Below are 18,268 nucleotides of genomic sequence, written 5' to 3' on the forward strand. Positions count from 1 at the left end.
ACAAAGCCAGATCAGAGAAAAAGTCAAGCAAAACCTCAGTCAACGCCAGAAGGCGAGCCAGTCCAGAAAGAAGTAGAGTTTCTTGCCAAGGAACACGAATTGTTCGGTTCCAAAGAGGGCATAGCTGATAACGAACAAGCCCAGAATGAGCAGGGCAAGCCAAATGGCGATTTGATTTGTCATGCTAGCCCCGGACGAAAACGCCCGCCCAGTTAACCTGAGCGGGCGAAAAGGTTCAAGATTTCAAAGCAACCTTAGTTAAGGCGACCCATGGCAACTGCAACGTCTGCCATGCGGACCGAGAACGCCCATTCGTTGTCGTACCATGCCAGAACGCGGACCATGCGGTCGCCGACCACGCGGGTCTGATCGGGTGCGAAGATCGAGCTTTCTTCGGTGTTGTTGAAATCGGTCGAAACCAGCGGAGCGGGCTCATAGCCCAGAACGCGCTGCATCGAACCCTGCGAGGCCTCGCGTACGATGGCGTTCACTTCTTCTACCGTTACATCACGTGCGGCGCGGAATGTCAGATCAACCGCAGAAACATTCGGGGTCGGAACACGAATGGCCGAACCATCCAGGCGACCTTTCAGGTTGGGCAGAACCTCGCCCAGTGCTTTCGCGGCACCTGTTGAGGTCGGGATCATCGACATCGCGGCAGCACGGGCGCGGTACAAATCGCTGTGACGGCGGTCCAGGGTCGGCTGGTCGCCGGTATAAGCATGGATCGTGGTCATGATGCCGTTCTCGATGCCGATGCCCTCGTCCAGTACCTTGGCAAGCGGAGCAAGGCAGTTCGTGGTGCACGAACCGTTCGAGACCATTTTATCATCGGTCACAAGGCTGTTGTGGTTTACACCATACACGATGGTCTTATCGACGTTCTTGCCGGGGGCTGACAGCAGGACCTTTTGCGCACCACGATCTAGGTGCGTTTTGGCTTTCAGACCGTCATTGAATTTACCGGTGCATTCCAGAACGACATCGCAGCCATCCCAGTCCAGTTCATTCATGTCATAGGTCGAGAACATCTCCATCGGGCCTCGGCCCAGATCCATGGTTTTGCCGTCGATTGCGACATCGCGAGGGAAACGTCCGTGGACACTGTCATACTTTAGCAGGTGCGCTGTAGTTTCCAGCGGGCCGGTTGCGTTGACCTTGATCACTTCGATGTCGTTGCGGGCGGATGCCGCGATATGCGACAACGTGCAGCGGCCAATGCGGCCAAAACCATTGATACCGACCTTGATGGTCATGTGCTGTCTCCAAATGCGCTTGCTTTGGTCGCCATATAGCGGTCAAAGCGCATTCTCAAAAGACCAAAAGTGACATATTTTTAACGTGTTAGCGCAAACCTATACCGGTTGCGCTAACGCTTGCGCTAGCCGTCGGATCGGGTAGGCTCCGGGTGCGGCAGGTGAATTGAAAGGAAACACCATGAGCGGTCTGTTGGCCCTGTTGGATGACGTTGCAGGTATTGCAAAGGTTGCGGCCTCGTCCGTGGACGATGTGGTCGCGGCGGCCGGAAAGGCGGGTGCAAAGACCGCTGGTGTGATCATCGACGATGCGGCCGTGACGCCGAAATACGTTCAAGGATTCGCCCCGGCGCGCGAGTTGCCCATCATTTGGCGCATCGCGCGTGGTTCCATATTCAACAAGATTATCCTGCTGCTGCCGGTTGCTTTGCTACTGGCGAATTTTGCTCCGTGGTTGATTACGCCTTTGTTGATGATCGGCGGCTCTTATTTGTGTTTCGAAGGGGCCGAGAAGATATTTCATGTCCTATTCCCTCATGGCAGTCACGTTATCGACGAAGACATGGCCATTCGCGACCCCGGCCATCTGGAAGAGCAAAAGGTCAAAGGCGCGATCAAGACAGATTTTATCCTTTCGGCTGAAATCATGACGATTGCGCTGGCCGCGATTGAGGCCCCAAACCTATGGATGCAGGCCGCGACCTTGGCGGTTGTGGGGATCGGTGTCACCGTGGCGGTCTACGGGTCAGTTGCCCTGATCGTGAAGATGGACGATGTCGGGCTGTACCTCGCGCAAAACGCACCGACACCGATTGGGCGAGGGCTTGGGCGCGGGTTGGTCAAAGCCATGCCGGTTGTCATGAAAATCCTGTCCATAGTCGGCACCGCCGCGATGTTGTGGGTCGGCGGTTCCATCATCATTCACGGGATGGAGGTTCTGGGCTTTGGGTGGCTGGGACACCACATCCACGACTGGGCCTATGCCATTGGTCATTCCGTGTCTGAGCAGTGGACCGGCGTTGTTGAATGGGTATCCAAGGCGACGATGGACGGTGTGTTCGGTCTGGCATGGGGGTTTGTTCTGATCCCGGTGGCGACAAAGGTGGTCGGGCCGATGATCGGGTTGTTTTCAAAGAAGACTGATGCGCATTAAATTGATAATCCTGAAATGAGTGACCTGAGCCATTTACCGGCTTATCGACCGGTTCAGAGTTGGGTCCGCATACAATTGAAGGGGCGCGCAGCCAAACGCAAAACGGCGGCCTTGTCGGCCATGAACCTTGGCGCGGAACAAATGCCGTTTGAACCGCTCAGGCTTTACCAGGTACTGCATTTCCGGATCGACACGGCGGAGACTGCGGCCCGACGCGCCAAGTGGGCAGGGGGGCGATTGTTTAACCTGCTCAGCGGCCAGTCGGCGCAATTCATTCCGCTATATGGAACGCATGTTAGGCAGGTTTTGTCTGCTGCAGGGCTGAACGTGCCCGATGGGATTGTGCCAGCAGAACGGTATGAGTTGCGGTTGGATTATGCGAAACGGGCCTATACGGCGTTGAAGGCCGAGCTAAAGCAGCCAAAATAGGAAAGGGCGGCCAAAGCCGCCCTTTTTGTATCTGGCTGATGAGCCGAGCGTTTATTGACCCAGCAGTTCCTTGACCTTGGCCACTGTCGCCTCGGCGGTGATGCCGAACTGCTTGTACAGTTCACCGGCTGGGGCCGACGCACCGAAGCTGGACATGCCGATGAAACCGGCTTTGGCTTCGCGACCACGTTCACCCAGCAACCAGCGATCCCAGCCACCGGCGCGAACGGCGGCCTCAATACCAACGCGGACGGGTCCACCTGGCAGGACGCGCTTTCGATAGGCTTCATCCTGCTCGGCGAACAGCTCCATCGAGGGCATTGAGACGACGCGGGTGCCAATGCCTTCAGCCTCAAGCATCGCTTTGGCTTCCATCGCCAGCGATACTTCGGACCCGGTGGCGATCAGGATGGCCTGACGTTTGCTGTCCGCGTCGGCCAGAACATACGCGCCCTGTGCGGTCAGGTTCTTGGTCTTGTGTTCTTTACGCACCGTCGGCACGCCCTGACGGGTCAGCGACAGAACCGAAGGGCTGTCCTTGAACGTCAGCGCCAACTCCCAGGCCTCAGCCGTCTCAACCACATCGGCGGGACGGAACACATAAGTGTTCGGCGTCGCGCGCGAGATGGCCAGATGTTCAACAGGCTGGTGGGTCGGGCCGTCTTCGCCCAGACCGATCGAGTCATGGGTCATCACGAAGACCGTCGGCACCTTCATCAAGGCGGCCAAACGCATCGAGGGGCGGGCATAGTCGGTGAACGCCATGAACGTGCCGCCATAGGGGCGGATACCGCCATGCAGCGCCATACCGTTCATCGCGGCGGCCATGCCGTGTTCGCGGATTCCGTAGTGGATATAGCGACCCTTGCGGTTTTCCGGCAGGAACACGCCCATATCCGCAGATTTGGTGTTGTTCGACCCGGTCAGGTCGGCGGAACCGCCAACGGTCTCGGGCATGATCGGGTTCACTACGTTCAGAACCTTTTCCGAAGACGCGCGGGTGGCGAGTTTCGGCTGATCTTCCGACATCTGCTTTTTGAACGCACGGATGGCACCGGCCAGTTTTTTGGGCGCTTCAAACGCATAGGCGCGGTTGAATTCGGCCTGTTTGCGTTCGGAAATCTGCGCGAAACGCTCCTCCCATTCGGCGCGTTCAGCCGCGCCACGGGCCCCGATGGCCTCCCAAGCCGATTTGACGTCAGCAGGGACCACAAAGGCGTCATGGGGCCAGCCATAGCCGTCTTTGGCGGCTTTCAGCTGATCCTGATCGGTCAATGCGCCGTGACCTTTGGAAGTGTCCTGTGCGGCGTGACCCAGCGCGATATGGCTTTCGCAGGCGATCATGGATGGTTTGTTCGATGATTTGGCTTGCACAATGGCCGCATCAATCGCGATCGGATCATGACCATCGATTTCAATCACGTTCCAGCCCGAAGCCTTGAAACGGCGCACTTGATCGGTGCGATCGGCAATATCCACGGTGCCGTCGATGGTGATGTTGTTGTTGTCCCAGAAAACAATCAGTTTGCTGAGCTCATGACGGCCAGCCAGAGTGATGGCTTCCTGGCTGACGCCTTCCATCAGGCAGCCGTCACCCGCGATGACGTAAGTATAGTGGTCGACAACCTTTTTACCGTAATGGGCGCGCTGAATTTCTTCGGCCATGGCGAAACCAACTGCGTTGGAAATGCCCTGACCCAGTGGTCCGGTCGTGGTTTCAATCCCGTCCACCAGGAAGTTTTCCGGGTGGCCTGCAGTTTTCGCACCCAGCTGGCGGAAGTTCTTGATCTCGTCCAGCGTCACGTCCGCATGACCGGTGAGATACAGCAGAGAATAGACCAGCATCGAACCGTGACCTGCAGACAGGATGAACCGATCACGATCGGGCCAGTTCGGGGCCGAGGCGTCGAATTTCAGATGCTTTTCAAACAGCACGGTCGCAACGTCGGCCATGCCCATCGGCATACCGGAATGGCCGGAATTGGCGGCAGCGACGGCGTCAAGGGTCAGGGTGCGGATAGCCGCAGCCTTGTTCCAGTGTTCAGGATTGGCATTGCGCAGCGCAGTCAGGTCCACGGGCGTTGTTCCTTTGGATTACAGGCAGATGGGGCGCTCAATACCATCCACCCCCCAAAGTGCAAGTGGAACCGAGGGTGGCGTCGCATTCGTGGTTCAAGAATGCTGTCCAAGTGATTGAAAGCAAACAGTGGGTATTTTCCGTTTCATTCGGTTAGACTAGGCCAATACCCGGCCTGTATTGATTCGGATGGGCCGCGAAAAAGTGAACCTTGGTAAAGAGGTGGCGGGGGCATGAGCCAGATCGAAGAATTACAGCGCCGTATCGTTGCCGCGATGGAGAGGATCGGAACCGGGGTCGACGCCCTGCGTGACGCGGTGCCTGCAAGTGGCGGTGACGACACCGCTCTACACACGGCATTGGAAGACGAGCGCGTCGCCAATGCGCAGCTGGAAGAGCGGCTGAAATCCCTCAAGGAACGGCACGAGAAAGAAGTCGACGCGATGCGCGCCGACATGGATGCGCTGAAAGCAACGCCAGCCGAAGATCCTGAAAACGGCGCGTTGCGTCAGCAGCTGTCAGAGGCCACCGCCAAATTGGCGGCGGTCGAAGCGGCCAGGGCCGAGTTGGCAGAGGCTAAGGCTGCATTGGAAAACCAGGACGAACTGGTTGTTCTCAAGACAGAAAACGATGAACTTAAATCGGTTGTGAGCAAAACGCAGTCGCTTGAAGATGAGAATAGAAAGTTGCGGTCCGAATTGGCCGACAGCGAGCGTGTTGCGGAGTTAAGCGCAGAGCTTGAGATGCTGCGTGCGGAACGTGCCAGCCACGGCGCGGCCATGTCGCGTTTGGATGATGATCTTCAACGTATGCGCAAGGCGAACGAACAACTGCGCAACTCGGTTGATGAGTTGCGGGCGGCCAGCAAGGACGGTCTGGCCGATGCCGAGCTGTTGAACCGCGCGACTGTGGCCGAGCTTGAGGCGACGAAGGCTGCGCAGGCGACGGACGCTGCCGAAGCTCAGGCGGTACTGGCCCGGCTGGAACCGTTGCTGTCGCAGGCAAAGCTGGCTGAGGGGGAGGTAGAGTAATGCCCGAATTGACCATTCATATCGGTGGCCGTGGTTTTGACGTTTCCTGCCAGGACGGTGAAGAGCCATTTCTGCAATCTGCGGCGAAAATGCTGGATGACGAAGCGCAGGTTTTGTCTGATCAGATCGGTCGGATGCCCGAAGCACGCATGCTGTTGATGGCCGGGCTGATGCTGGCCGACAAGACCGCCGCTACAGATGACAAGCTCAAACGGGCAGAGTCCAGGTTGGCCGAAGTTGAAGCCGAATTGCAAAGCCTGCGCAACCGACCTGAGCCCGAGCCTGAAAGAATTGAAGTGGCCGTCGTCCCGCCTTCGGTCACGGACACACTGGCCGAACTGGCCGCACGCGCCGAAGCCCTGGCCTCGGTGGTTGAGGAGAAAACGGCAAAATGAATGTGTTGAAAACGGTAGCGTTGACCGGTCTGATTGGTCTACCGGGGGGCTTGGCCTGGGCGGAAATAGATATCCTACCGGTTACCTTCACCTGCCAGAATGGCGTTGAATTGCAGGTTGCGTATTTCAATGCGGCTGATGGGTCTGGTGCGGCGGCGATGATGGTGGACAACCAATTGGTTGCCCTGCAGCAAGTGCCCAGCGGATCGGGTATTCGCTATGAAACCGTAGGAGAGACCGGGTCGTATATCCTGCGATCAAAAGGGTGGGATGCGACAGTCAGCTTTCTGGCGACCGGAGGGGCCGCCAGTGAGCAGGTTGTTTTGGAGAATTGCAACAGTCGCTGATCAGGCGTTTGCTTCGCGAATTTTGTCAGCAGCTTCCTTGTTGAATTCGACACCGTTTTCGTCAAACAAAGTGTCCAATTCGCCCGACAGGGTCATCTCGGTGATGATGTCGCAGCCACCGACGAATTCACCTTTGACATACAGCTGTGGAACTGTTGGCCAGTCAGAATAATCCTTGATGCCCTGACGAACGTCTTCGTCGGCCAGAACATTAACATCGGCATATTCAACGCCCATGTAGTTCAGCACGCCGGCCACGCGGGACGAGAACCCACATTGGGGCATCTCTTTGGTGCCTTTCATGTAGAGCACCACATCGTTGGCTTTGACGGTTTCGTCGATCTGAGTCTTAACGTCGGTCATCTTGCTTGTCCTTTTCACCCGCGTCGGGGGCGGTCGTTTCATCTTGTGACGGGTCGGGACCCCATCCTTCTTCCTCAAGTCGCCGATGCTCGGCCTGTGCCAGAGCCAGCGGATCCAGCCCGTATCTTTCAATGCCGCCGACTTTGCTGATCTTGTCCGGATCGGGGCGCATGTCGGCCAGCTTACGCTTTCTGTTGCGCTTCACATAGGCTTCGATAAGCGCCGCGGCAACTATCAATGTCGCGAGTGCGCCTATCCAGAAGAGCCAGCCGGTCATTTTTTTGGAGCCATGGCTTTGGCGTATTCATGAGGGTCTCTAGGTATTAGCCCAGCTTGTCCTTGATCCCCATTTAGTCCGTTAAAGCTTGACGCAACCAGTGTAGCGTTCTGATTGGGTGTTGTTCCACGTTTGGTTGAATAGCGCGTTTTGCCAAACGTCGATTTGATGATGAGTACAATTCCGATGAACGTAAACACCCCGGAAACAGTATATACCCAAGCAGTAAACGTCATTCAGGCACTTTCGTCGTGAGCGCCAGAGCGTGCAGCTCTCCGTCCGAGCCGTCCATCTTGCCCTTCAGGGCGGCATAGACTGCGCGCTGTTGTTGCACCCGGTTTTTCCCGCGAAAGCTTTCGTCCACGACCATTGCGGACATATGCACGCCATCGCTGCCGCCAACCTGAATTTCCGCATCCGGAAAGGTTTCACGCAGTAGGGCTTCGATTTCGTGGGCGCTCATCGGCATGTAGGTTTCTCCTGAAGGTCTTTCTCAAGATGTAGAGCGCCCGGACGGGGCGTGCAAGAGGAGGATAGGGAACCTGAAACGACAAAACCTGCGCCGGGGCAGGCGCAGGTTTCATTTTGCAAAGATTGCTTCGGTGTTATGCGACGGCCTCAGCAAAGCTGGTGCGGAACGTGGTAGCCAGATCCTCTAACGCGGCCTCAGAGTTGCCAACCCGAATGCTATCGCCAGTGAACCGACCTACGGACACCAGAGGAACGCCTGCCTGACCAGCAGCGATCATCAGCGCCTCGGCCTGATCAAAGTTGCACGCGACCAGATAACGGGCCTGATCCTCGCCGAACAGGAACTCGGTCGAGGCTTCATCGAGGTGAACGCCGACGCCTGCGGATTCCGCCAGCTCAAAGGCTGCCAGCGCCAGGCCACCGTCACCTAGATCGGTGCAGGCCTTGATCATCTCGCGGTTGGCCCGGATGAACTCGCCGTTGCGTTTTTCGGCATCCAGATCAACATGCGGCGCGTCGCCGTCTTCGCGGTTGAACACTTCGGCCAGCAGGGCGGATTGGCCAAGATGGCCGTTTGTCTCGCCGATGACTAGCGCGACATGGCCCTCGCGAACCTCGTTGCCGATGATCTCGTCCGTGTGGTTCAGCAAACCTACTGCGCCAATGGTCGGGGTCGGCAGGATCGCCTGGCCATCGGTTTCGTTGTACAGTGAGACGTTGCCCGACACGATCGGCATATCCAGCGCGGCTACGGCTTCGCCGATGCCCTGGATCGCGCCGACGAACTGGCCCATGATCTCGGGCTTTTCGGGGTTGCCGAAGTTCAGGTTATCGGTGGTCGCCAATGGGTTGGCTCCAACGGCGGTCAGGTTGCGGTAGGCCTCGGCCACAGCCTGCTTGCCGCCCTCAACAGGGTTGGCGCGGACATAGCGTGGGGTTACGTCGCTGGTGAAGGCAAGTGCCTTGTCAGTGCCGTGCACGCGGACCATGCCTGCGCCCAGACCTGGGGTTCGGGCGGTGTCGGCCATGACCATGGTGTCGTACTGCTCATAAACCCACTGCTTGCCTGCATAGTTTGGAGAAGCGAGCAAGGCGCGCAGACCGTCGATCGGGTCGATTTGCGGGACTTCAGTCAGTTCTTCGGCTTCCGGCGTAGCCTCCCACGGGCGGTCGTATTCCGGCGCCGTCGAGGACAGCTTGGACAGGACCAGATCGGCTTTGACTTCGCCGTTGTGAAGGATCAGGAAGCGGTCTTCGGCGATGGTTTCGCCGACGATGGCGAAGTCCAGGTCCCATTTTTCGAACACGGCGCGGGCTTCGGCTTCAAGCTCGGGCTTGAGGACCATCAGCATGCGTTCCTGAGATTCAGACAGCATCATCTCATAAGCGGTCATATTTTCTTCGCGTTGGGGCACGTTCTCGAGGTCCAGACGTACGCCCAGACCGCCTTTGTCGCCCATTTCAACAGCAGAACAGGTCAGACCTGCGGCACCCATATCCTGGATCGAAATCACGGCACCAGTCTGCATCAGCTCAAGCGTGGCTTCCATCAGGCGCTTTTCGGTGAACGGGTCTCCAACCTGAACAGTGGGACGTTTTTCCTCGATGGTGTCGTCGAATTCGGCCGAGGCCATAGTCGCGCCACCAACACCGTCACGACCGGTCTTGGCGCCCAGATAGACGACCGGCATTCCCACACCGGAGGCTGCCGAGTAGAAAATCTTGTCGCTGTCGGCCAATCCGGCGGCAAAGGCGTTTACAAGACAGTTGCCGTTATAGGCTGGGTGGAAACGAACTTCACCGCCAACACATGGTACTCCGAAACAGTTGCCGTAGCCGCCGATGCCTTCGACCACACCATTGACCAGTTGGCGGGTTTTGTGGTGGCCCGGCTCACCAAAGGATAGCGCGTTCATGGATGCGATAGGGCGCGCGCCCATGGTGAAGACATCACGCAAGATGCCGCCAACACCCGTGGCCGCGCCCTGATAGGGTTCGATGTATGAAGGGTGGTTGTGGCTTTCCATTTTGAAAACTACTGCCTGCCCGTCGCCAATATCGACCACACCTGCGTTTTCGCCCGGTCCGCAGATCACCTGAGGCCCGGAGGTGGGCAAGGTGCGCAGCCATTTCTTGGACGATTTGTAGGAACAATGTTCGTTCCACATGGCCGAAAAGATGCCGAGTTCGGTAAAAGTCGGCTCGCGCCCGATGATTTCGAGGATCATATCGTATTCGTCGGGCTTCAGCCCGTGTGCGGCAATCAGATCCGGGGTGATGGCGGGCTCTTGCATCGTTTGTCCTTGTCCAGGTTGGCCGGGATTGCGGGCCTTTTAGGGCAAGGTGCCGTCTGTGGAAAGGGTCAAGTCAGCGCAGGCCAATTGTGAAAGTAAAAAACGGAACCGGCGATTGGGCCGGTTCCGTCTGTTGTTTTGAAAATGAGGGTGTCAGTCACTGTCCAATCAGCGGCTGAACCGATGCCGCTAGGCCGGGTTTTGCGCCTTGGACGCATCTGCAGCCGCAGCGCCAACTGCTGCTTTTTGTTCTTCGGTCAGGTTTTCAGCTTCATCCAGTCCCGGGATGGCGACACGAACTTCGCGACGGGCAAAGTCGATGCCATTTTCCTTAAAGGCGGCCTTGACCCGGTTGAAGATCTCCTTGCGCAGGGTGAACTGCTTACCCGGTTTGGCCATGAACTTGCCGCGGATGATCATGCCGACATCGTCAAAGTCGAACACGCCCTGAGATTTGAAGGGCTGCAGGAATCCGTCCTTGTGAACTTCATCCTCCATCATCTCGGCACCGATCTTCTTGAAGATTTTCTTCACCTTGTTCGGATCGGTATCGAAGGGCACGGTGAATTTCAGCTTCATGATGACCCAGTCGCGGCTGAAGTTGGTGATCTTCTGAATCTCACCATAGGGGATGGTGTGAACCAGACCGCGGTGGTGGCGCAATTGCATCGAGCGGATCGAGATCTTTTCGACCGTTCCCATGGTGCCGCCGATATCAACATATTCACCAACCCGGAACGCATCGTCGATCAGGAAGAAGATTCCGCCGACAATGTCCGAAACAAGCTTTTGCGCACCAAAGCCGATGGCCAGGCCAAGAATACCGGCACCAGCAAGCAGCGGCGTGATATCCAGACCCAGCGCGCCAAGCGCGAGCAGGACAAAGATCACCGCAATCGCGACCTGAGCGGTCACACGTAGCAGGGGCAGAACCGTCGCCAGACGTGATCCACCGGAACCGCCGCCTTCGCCCGCTTCTTGATCGGCACTTTGTTCAACCGCAGTTTGCTCTTTCGCAAGCCGACGGTTGATCCAAAGCGAAACGACCTCGTTCAGGATGTAGCCAACAGCAATGATGATGAAGAACTGGATGACCTTGCTACCGGATTCATCCCCACCACCCGCGATTTCACTGAGGTCGAGATCCCATGCCCGGGCAATCATCAGGATGACAAGAATGCCGGCCAAAACCCGACCAATCCGGATATAGCTGCGTTTAGTGGACTTGTATGCGCGCTCGGCCACCGGTCCTTCGCCGAGCATCGGCGGTTGCAGATGGCGAACCAGCCCACGTATCAGCGTATCCAACGCAGGTGCGATCAGCAGCCATGCCATGGTGGTGAAATGCGCCCCCTTGACCAGCAGCGCCAAGGACGAAGGATTGCGTTGCGCCACGATAAACTCGACCAGCAGCCAGATTACCGCCGACACGCCGATTGCGAAGTAGGGGTAGTAGTGGGCGACTTCCTCATCAAATTTGGAATGATCAGGGTCGGTACCCAACATCATCTGAGACAGGCCTTCGCGCGCGGTCCAGGCGATGACGCCGATATAGATATGGATCGCTGCGTTCAGCCAGAAACCAATGCGTGTTTCGCCGCTGGTAATGCCGTTCAGCCTGTTGAAATGAAGCAGGAACAGCGTGAAACCGACCAAAATAAGCAGACCGATCAGGTTGCGGTGTAGGTATTTCGCCCAGTGATCATCGATATTCACCAGCCGATAGTGAGGTTTGCTTGGTGCAAGTACGAACCGCGAGGCCGCTGCGCCCAAGCGCGGAATCCAGATCAGATAAAAAACGAAGGGTGCCGCGTAGGTGATTTGTTCCGGAGTCAGAAGGCCACGCCCGACCGCGCGGATGACGACATAGAACACGACCAATCCTGCGATCTCGCGGCAAAAACGGCGAAACAGATACCTGACGGCGCCCCAAAGGTCATTTTCATCCCCAACTTCAGCATGTTCGTGCCACCGCCGAGTAAGGAATTCGAACAGCTTTTCCGCGAGGAAGCCGACGACAAGTACGCTGAGGATCAGGCCCAACAGGGTAAACGCACCGGTTGTACCAAAGGTTGCCGAAAAGTTTTTGAAAGCGTCGGCTTGCGCACTGAAGATGTTCGGGACCGTGACGATAACCTGTGTCCACGACGCCACCATTTCGGCCCAGATCTCATTGATTTCCGTAATTGGGTCTTCGCGCTCTTCCGCTTCGGCGGCGTTTTTTTCCGCAACTGCGTCCAGACGCTCCAGCAAGATCGCGCGGACCTGGTCGTCGGACATACGTGCGACCATGTCATCGACTTGTTCGGGCGTCAGATCCTCGGGAATTGTGACGGTAGCCGGTGCACTAGAGGTACTAGTGACCTGGGCAAGTGCTGGCCCAGATAATAGCGCAATAGAGAGGAACGCCATTAACAGGCGAGTGAAGTGAAACATCGAATCTGTCCTCGACCATAAGTCTTAATGATTTTTTCGTGATCATAGGCTTAAGTGCAGGATTTTCCCAGATGTTTCACCCATTTCAGATATGAATTTAGTGTTGCGGGCAAAAAAAAGGCCGAGCACTAAGCTCGGCCGTAGTCCAACAGGGAGGTGAAGATGATGAGCGTTACAGCATCATCGCCTTCGATTGCTCATTTAGGGGGCGGATTGTGTACTATCAAGGTTTTATAGACTGATCGTAGGTCATTGCCGCTATGCCACTGGTGCATAGCTACAGTTTTCCCATCTGCTTCAACTGCTTGCGCTGCGCAATGATCTCATCCTGAACAAAGTCGCGGAATGCCGCGACGCGTTTGGAATGGCGCAGTTCCTCGGGGTAGGCGAGATAAACCGGGACATCGGCGGTTTCGATATCCGACAGGATCGACTGCAGATGCGGAAAGTCATGGGTCACGTAATCCGGCAACACACCGATGCCGAGGTTGTGCAATACACCCTGCAAAACACCAAAATAGTTGTTCACCGTCAACAGCGAGGTCGGATTATAGGTCATCAGGTGCCGGACCATCATTGCGCTTGCGCCGACCTGCGGGGCCGAGGGTGTCTGGCAGATCAACCTGTGTTTCGAGATGTCTTCGGGACTTTCTGGGCTGCCGCGTTCTTCCAGGTATTCCGGCGTAGCATAAAGCTGCATTTGCACGGTCATCAGGCGTTTTCGAACCAGATCGGCTTGGCTGGGTTCTTTCATGCGGATGGCGACATCGGCCTCGCGCATCGGCAGGTCGAGAACACGCTCTTCCAGCATCAGGTCGATATTTAGATCGGGGTATTGCTCGTATAGTTTCGGAAGGCGTGGTGCTAGCCAGAGTGTGCCAAAGCCAAACGTGGTGGTGACGCGCAGAACTCCGAACACTTCTTCTTCGCTGTCGCGAATGCGGGCAGCGGCAGCATCCAGGCGTTTCGACATGGCCGATGTCGCGTCGAACAGCAGCTCACCCTGTTCGGTTAGAATCAGTCCCCGGGCGTGGCGGTGAAAAAGTGTCGAATCAAGCGATTCTTCAAGCGCGCGGATCTGCCGGCTGACCGCGGATTGGGACAGATTCAGCTTGTCCCCCGCATGAGTCAGGCTGCCCGCATCCGCAACCGCGTGAAATATCCTTAACTTGTCCCAATCCATCGCCGCAACTTTCGTTATCCTTCCGAAGCCCTATATGAAATAGGTAACAAGTTCTACATTCAAACTGTTGAAACGTTACAATAACAGACTGGTAGGTCCTATACAGGTCAGCTTTTTTGACCTAAAATGCGTATGAATGAAGCACACTGATCTGACGAGGGGAGGCGTCCGATGAGTCAGCCACAAATATCGCTAAACGACCGGTTCGATCTTGAGAAAAACCCCGTTCTTTTGAACGGCACACAGGCGCTGGTGCGTCTTATGTTGATGCAGAAGGCACGGGACAATGAGGCGGGTCTGAATACCGCAGGTCTTGTGACCGGATACCGCGGCTCGCCCCTTGGGGCTGTAGATCAACAGATGATGCGAGCCCAGAAACATCTGGCTGAAAGCGATGTGACCTTTCAGTTCGGGCTGAACGAAGATCTGGCGGCCACGGCATTGTGGGGCAGTCAGCAGGCCGGCCTGCGCGGCGACGGCAAGTTCGACGGCGTCTTTGGACTTTGGTACGGCAAGGGGCCGGGCGTGGACCGTTCCGGCGACGTGATGCGTCACGCGAACATGGCCGGAACCGCCAAACATGGCGGCGTTCTGATGGCCATGGGTGACGACCATACCGGCGAAAGCTCGACCGTGTTGCATCAATCCGAGTGGTCGTTGGTCGACATGTATATGCCTGTGGTCAGTCCCGCTGGTGTGCAGGAAATCTTGGACTATGGCATCTACGGGTTCGCACTCAGCCGGTTTGCAGGCGTCTGGGTCGGCCTGAAGACGATGAAAGACACGATCGAGGTTACCTCGGTCGTGGATGGCAGCCCGGATCGCATGAACGTGGTGGTTCCCGAATTCGACATGCCCGAAGGCGGTTTGAACATTCGGTTGGGTGATACACCGCACCTACAGGAAGGGCGGGTCATTGACTATAAGCGTTTCGCGGCCGAGACGTTCTCGCATGCCAACAAGATGGACAAGCGCGTCTGGGGCAAACCGGGCGCGAAAATCGGGTTTGTAGCGGCCGGCAAGAATTGGCTGGACCTGACGCACGCCATGTCATTGCTGAATATTGATGAGGCCGAGGCCGAGCGCCTGGGCATTACGACTTACAAGATTGGTCAGACATTCCCGCTGGATATGGCGGGTTTCCATGACTGGGCCGAAGGATTGGACCTGATTGTAATCGTTGAAGAAAAACGAAAGCTGATCGAGGTTCAGGTCAAAGAGGCCATCTTTGACGACCGCCGCGGGCGTCGCGTCTACGGCTGGTACAAGGGCGGGGCCGGTACCTTGCATCGTGAAGAACTGTTCCCGACACGCGGCGCGCTGGATCCGATCATGATCGCCGAAAAACTGGGCGATATCCTGATTGAGGAAGGGCGCGATACTGACGGGGTGCGCGCTGGAATGGCCAAGCTATCCGAGGCGCGCCGGGCGGATAATGCAGAAGAGATTGCAACGCGTTTGCCGTATTTCTGCTCGGGCTGCCCACATAACAGTTCGACCAAACTGCCCGACGGCAGCCGGGCCTATGCGGGGATCGGCTGTCACTACATGGTGCAGTGGATGGATCGGGAAACCACCGGGTTCACCCAGATGGGCGGAGAGGGTGCGAACTGGATCGGCGAAGCGCCGTTCTCGACGACCGATCACGTGTTTCAGAACCTAGGTGACGGGACATACAACCACTCGGGCGTTCAATCGATCCGAGCGGCGCTGTCGGCAGGAACCAACATCACCTTCAAAATCCTGTTCAATGATGCCGTCGCCATGACGGGCGGGCAGGATAACGAAGGTGATCTGAGCGCAGAGCGGATCGTGGCCGAGGTCAAGGCCATGGGCGTTCAGCATGTGGCCGTGGTTTACGATGAAAAAGAAGACGTGAACTTCAAGGCAATGCCGTCTGGCGTGGAAACCTTTGAACGCGCCGAGCTGATGAACGTGCAGAAGAAATTCCGCGAGATCGAAGGCGTTTCGGTCATCGTCTACGTTCAGACCTGCGCGGCAGAAAAGCGTCGCCGTCGCAAGCGGGGTACGTTCCCGGATCCAGACAAGCGCGTGTTCATCAACTCGGACATCTGTGAGGGGTGCGGCGATTGCGGGGTTCAGTCGAACTGCGTCTCGATCGTTCCGAAAGAGACCGAGTTGGGGCGCAAGCGCGCTATCGACCAGTCCAGCTGCAACAAGGATTTCTCTTGCCTGAAAGGGTTTTGCCCGTCTTTCGTGACATTGGAAGGGGCCAAGATCCGCAAAGAGGCCACGACCGAGATCGATTTGCCGGACTTGCCGATGCCCGTTCTGCCGACGATCAACGGTACACATAACGTTGTCATTACTGGCATTGGCGGGACTGGCGTGGTCACTCTGGGCGCTGTGATGGCGCAAGCAGCTCAGATCGACGGCAAGGGCGCCGGGATGATGGAGATGGCGGGTCTGGCCCAAAAAGGCGGCGCGGTGCACATACATTGCCGTCTGGCCAACCGGCCCGAGGACATCAGTGCCATTCGTGTGGCCACGGGCGAGGCACATGCGCTGATTGGGGGCGACCTTGTTGTGTCCGCTGGGGCCAAAACGCTTGGACTGACTCGCACCGGACAAACTGGTGCCGTGGTAAACAGCCATGAAACCGTCACGGGCGACTTTACCCGCGACACCAACTTCCAAATCCCCGGCGATCGACTAGAGCTTGCGCTGCAGGCGCGGTTGAAAGAGGGTCTGTCGCTGTTCGACGCCACCGATCTGGCACGCGCGGTGATGGGCGACTCGATTTACTCCAACATGATGGTCTTGGGAGCGGCCTGGCAGCGTGGTTTGTTACCGATCAGCCATGAAGCGATGTTACAGGCGATCGAGTTGAACGGGACCGCGGTTGAGCGCAACAAACGCGCCTTTGATATTGGCCGTTGGGCAGTTCTGCATCCGGAAGATGTCACCGCGATTTTGAACCCTCAGGTGACCGAGCTGCCAAAAACTCTGGAACAGCTGATTGAATTCCGTGCGCAGCACCTGACCGACTACCAAGGCGCCCGTCTGGCAAAGCGTTATCGTAAGCTTGTCGATAGCTTCGAGGATGAAACCGTCAAAGAGGCCGTCGCAAGAGGGTATCATAAGCTATTGTCTTACAAGGATGAATACGAAGTTGCGCGTCTGTTGCTTCGCAGTCGCGAACAGGCAGAGGCCGAGTTTGACGGCGACTTCAAGATGACCCTGCACCTTGCGCCACCGATATTGGGTGGGAAGGATGCAGAAGGCCGGCCACGCAAGCGGGCATTCGGAGAGTGGATGTTGGGTCCGTTGAAGTTGCTTTCCAGGTTGAAAGGCCTGCGTGGTACTCCATGGGATATCTTTGGCTACAGCACCGAGAGACGGATGGAGCGCGCCTTGATCCGGCAATATGAACATGATCTCAAAGAGATAACGCCCTTGGTTACACCACAAACCAAGGATGCGGTTGTTGCTTTGGCCAAGTTGCCACTAGAGATCAAGGGTTTTGGCCCGGTTCTACTTGAAAACGAGGCTAAGGCCGCAAAAAGGCGCGAAGAACTGTTGGCGACCATTCGAAATGGCGGTCCAGAAATGCAAGCGGCGGCCGAATAATCCGTCACAAGCCTGTCACGATAGCTAGGCAAAAATGTTACTTGGTACTATCTAGCAGGTGCTAAGTATCGGAGTTCGAAATGCCCTCGCGCCGCCACGTTGCTCGTGACATCTCTTATGCCTATTCCGCCGAAACCAAAGGCGGGCGTATGGTTATTAAGTTGATGGAGAACACAACGGGTCGCATGCGCCTGATTAAGCGTGCAGACGGGTATGAAAAAGAAGTGGCCGACGGGCGTGATTTCTGGTCGGTCATGGTTGAGAGGTACGGGCTTACGCTGGACGTGGTCAGCGGGTCTTTGTCCAACATTCCCAAAACCGGGCCACTGATCCTGATTGCCAACCATCCATATGGTATTCTGGACGGGATGATGATGGGGCATATCTTGTCCGAAACGCGCGGAGATTTTCGCATTCTGGCGAACCACGTGTTTCGCAAGGCCGAAGACTTGGACAACATTGTCTTGCCTATATCGTTTGAAGAAACGAAAGAGGCGATGAAGCAGAATATTGAAACCCGGAAAACCGCGCTGAACTATCTGGGTGATGGCGGTGCCATTGGGATATTTCCGGGTGGCACGGTGAGCACGGGCGTAAAGCCGTTCTCACATCCGATGGATCCGGGGTGGCGTGGGTTTACTGCAAGGATGGTGGCCAAATCCGAGGCTACCGTAGTGCCCGTTTTCTTTGACGGTCACACCTCGCGCCTGTTCCAGATTGCCAGCCATCTGCACAACACTTTGCGCATGGGGTTGCTGATCAAAGAGTTCAAAAAGCGCGTCGATACGCCGGTAAAAGTGGTCATCGGTGAGCCGATTTCCCGCGACGTTTTGGACCCGTTAGCCACCGACAAACGCAAGATGATGGATTTCTTGCGCAAAGCCACGTATGAGCTGTCCCCAAAGCCGCTGAAGTCTTATGACTACGGCTATGAATTTGAGGAACGGCATCGCGCCTAAAGGGGC

16 protein-coding genes are annotated in these 18,268 nt (G+C 56.7%); 7 read left to right on the top strand and 9 right to left on the bottom strand.

Going from position 1 to position 18,268, the window contains the following annotated elements:
• Positions 1-39 precede the first annotated feature (39 nt).
• Together AC2FI8_RS01755 and gap are read right to left on the bottom strand one after the other, a co-directional pair.
• Positions 40-183 (bottom strand): hypothetical protein, encoded by a 144-nt coding sequence (locus tag AC2FI8_RS01755; RefSeq protein WP_282151119.1) that lies wholly within the window; start codon positions 181-183, stop codon positions 40-42.
• Between the two features lie 71 nt (positions 184-254).
• Positions 255-1,256, bottom strand: coding sequence for a type I glyceraldehyde-3-phosphate dehydrogenase (gene gap / locus AC2FI8_RS01760; RefSeq protein ID WP_496722660.1), 1,002 nt, complete (start codon positions 1,254-1,256; stop codon positions 255-257).
• A gap of 181 nt (positions 1,257-1,437) precedes the next feature.
• Between gap and AC2FI8_RS01765 the strand changes: the two genes are divergently transcribed.
• Both AC2FI8_RS01765 and AC2FI8_RS01770 read left to right on the top strand, forming a co-directional pair.
• Positions 1,438-2,409, top strand: a complete 972-nt coding sequence (locus AC2FI8_RS01765; RefSeq protein ID WP_282151121.1) for a DUF808 domain-containing protein — start codon at positions 1,438-1,440, stop codon at positions 2,407-2,409.
• 15 nt (positions 2,410-2,424) lie between these two features.
• Positions 2,425-2,838, top strand: a complete 414-nt coding sequence (locus AC2FI8_RS01770) for a hypothetical protein (protein ID WP_282151122.1) — start codon at positions 2,425-2,427, stop codon at positions 2,836-2,838.
• 51 nt (positions 2,839-2,889) lie between these two features.
• On the opposite strand, the gene tkt is transcribed toward AC2FI8_RS01770, so the two are convergent.
• Positions 2,890-4,914: a transketolase gene (gene tkt, locus AC2FI8_RS01775; protein WP_496776725.1), complete on the bottom strand. Its 2,025-nt coding sequence runs from the start codon at positions 4,912-4,914 to the stop codon at positions 2,890-2,892.
• A gap of 234 nt (positions 4,915-5,148) precedes the next feature.
• On the opposite strand from tkt, the gene AC2FI8_RS01780 reads away from it, so the two are divergent.
• Genes AC2FI8_RS01780 through AC2FI8_RS01790 form a run of 3 tightly spaced genes read left to right on the top strand, consistent with a single transcriptional unit; the run spans position 5,149 to position 6,688 of the window.
• Positions 5,149-5,946 (top strand): hypothetical protein, encoded by a 798-nt coding sequence (locus tag AC2FI8_RS01780; RefSeq protein ID WP_496765102.1) that lies wholly within the window; start codon positions 5,149-5,151, stop codon positions 5,944-5,946.
• Positions 5,946-6,341 carry a cell division protein ZapA gene (locus AC2FI8_RS01785; RefSeq protein WP_496776726.1) on the top strand — a complete coding sequence of 132 codons (396 nt, stop codon included), beginning with the start codon at positions 5,946-5,948 and terminating at the stop codon, positions 6,339-6,341. Before AC2FI8_RS01780 ends, AC2FI8_RS01785 begins: the two co-directional genes overlap by 1 nt.
• The gene (locus AC2FI8_RS01790) at positions 6,338-6,688 is read left to right on the top strand and encodes an MliC family protein (protein WP_496765100.1); all 351 of its coding nucleotides are present in this window, start codon (positions 6,338-6,340) and stop codon (positions 6,686-6,688) included. The genes AC2FI8_RS01785 and AC2FI8_RS01790 overlap by 4 nt, the downstream gene beginning before the upstream one ends.
• On the opposite strand, the gene grxD is transcribed toward AC2FI8_RS01790, so the two are convergent.
• The 6 genes from grxD to AC2FI8_RS01820 form a co-directional block, all read right to left on the bottom strand.
• A complete protein-coding gene (grxD, locus tag AC2FI8_RS01795) occupies positions 6,689-7,051 on the bottom strand; it encodes a Grx4 family monothiol glutaredoxin (RefSeq protein ID WP_496765098.1) in 363 nt (120 codons plus the stop codon). It abuts the gene before it with no gap.
• Positions 7,038-7,328, bottom strand: a complete 291-nt coding sequence (locus AC2FI8_RS01800; protein WP_496776729.1) for a hypothetical protein — start codon at positions 7,326-7,328, stop codon at positions 7,038-7,040. Before AC2FI8_RS01800 ends, grxD begins: the two co-directional genes overlap by 14 nt.
• Positions 7,329-7,560: 232 nt before the next feature.
• A complete protein-coding gene (locus AC2FI8_RS01805; protein ID WP_170412908.1) occupies positions 7,561-7,797 on the bottom strand; it encodes a BolA/IbaG family iron-sulfur metabolism protein in 237 nt (78 codons plus the stop codon).
• A gap of 136 nt (positions 7,798-7,933) precedes the next feature.
• Positions 7,934-10,093 (bottom strand): phosphoribosylformylglycinamidine synthase subunit PurL, encoded by a 2,160-nt coding sequence (purL, locus tag AC2FI8_RS01810; protein ID WP_496776734.1) that lies wholly within the window; start codon positions 10,091-10,093, stop codon positions 7,934-7,936.
• A gap of 189 nt (positions 10,094-10,282) precedes the next feature.
• Positions 10,283-12,529 carry a mechanosensitive ion channel family protein gene (locus AC2FI8_RS01815; protein WP_496776735.1) on the bottom strand — a complete coding sequence of 749 codons (2,247 nt, stop codon included), beginning with the start codon at positions 12,527-12,529 and terminating at the stop codon, positions 10,283-10,285.
• A gap of 277 nt (positions 12,530-12,806) precedes the next feature.
• Positions 12,807-13,712, bottom strand: a complete 906-nt coding sequence (locus tag AC2FI8_RS01820) for a LysR family transcriptional regulator (protein WP_058271530.1) — start codon at positions 13,710-13,712, stop codon at positions 12,807-12,809.
• A gap of 171 nt (positions 13,713-13,883) precedes the next feature.
• On the opposite strand from AC2FI8_RS01820, the gene AC2FI8_RS01825 reads away from it, so the two are divergent.
• Together AC2FI8_RS01825 and AC2FI8_RS01830 are read left to right on the top strand one after the other, a co-directional pair.
• Positions 13,884-17,303, top strand: a complete 3,420-nt coding sequence (locus AC2FI8_RS01825; RefSeq protein WP_496776739.1) for an indolepyruvate ferredoxin oxidoreductase family protein — start codon at positions 13,884-13,886, stop codon at positions 17,301-17,303.
• Positions 17,304-17,383: 80 nt separating this feature from the next.
• On the top strand, positions 17,384-18,262 hold the full coding sequence (locus AC2FI8_RS01830; RefSeq protein ID WP_496765084.1) for a lysophospholipid acyltransferase family protein: 879 nt from the start codon (positions 17,384-17,386) through the stop codon (positions 18,260-18,262).
• Positions 18,263-18,268: the final 6 nt, after the last annotated feature.

This window comes from Ruegeria sp. CDSB029, assembly GCF_059611125.1.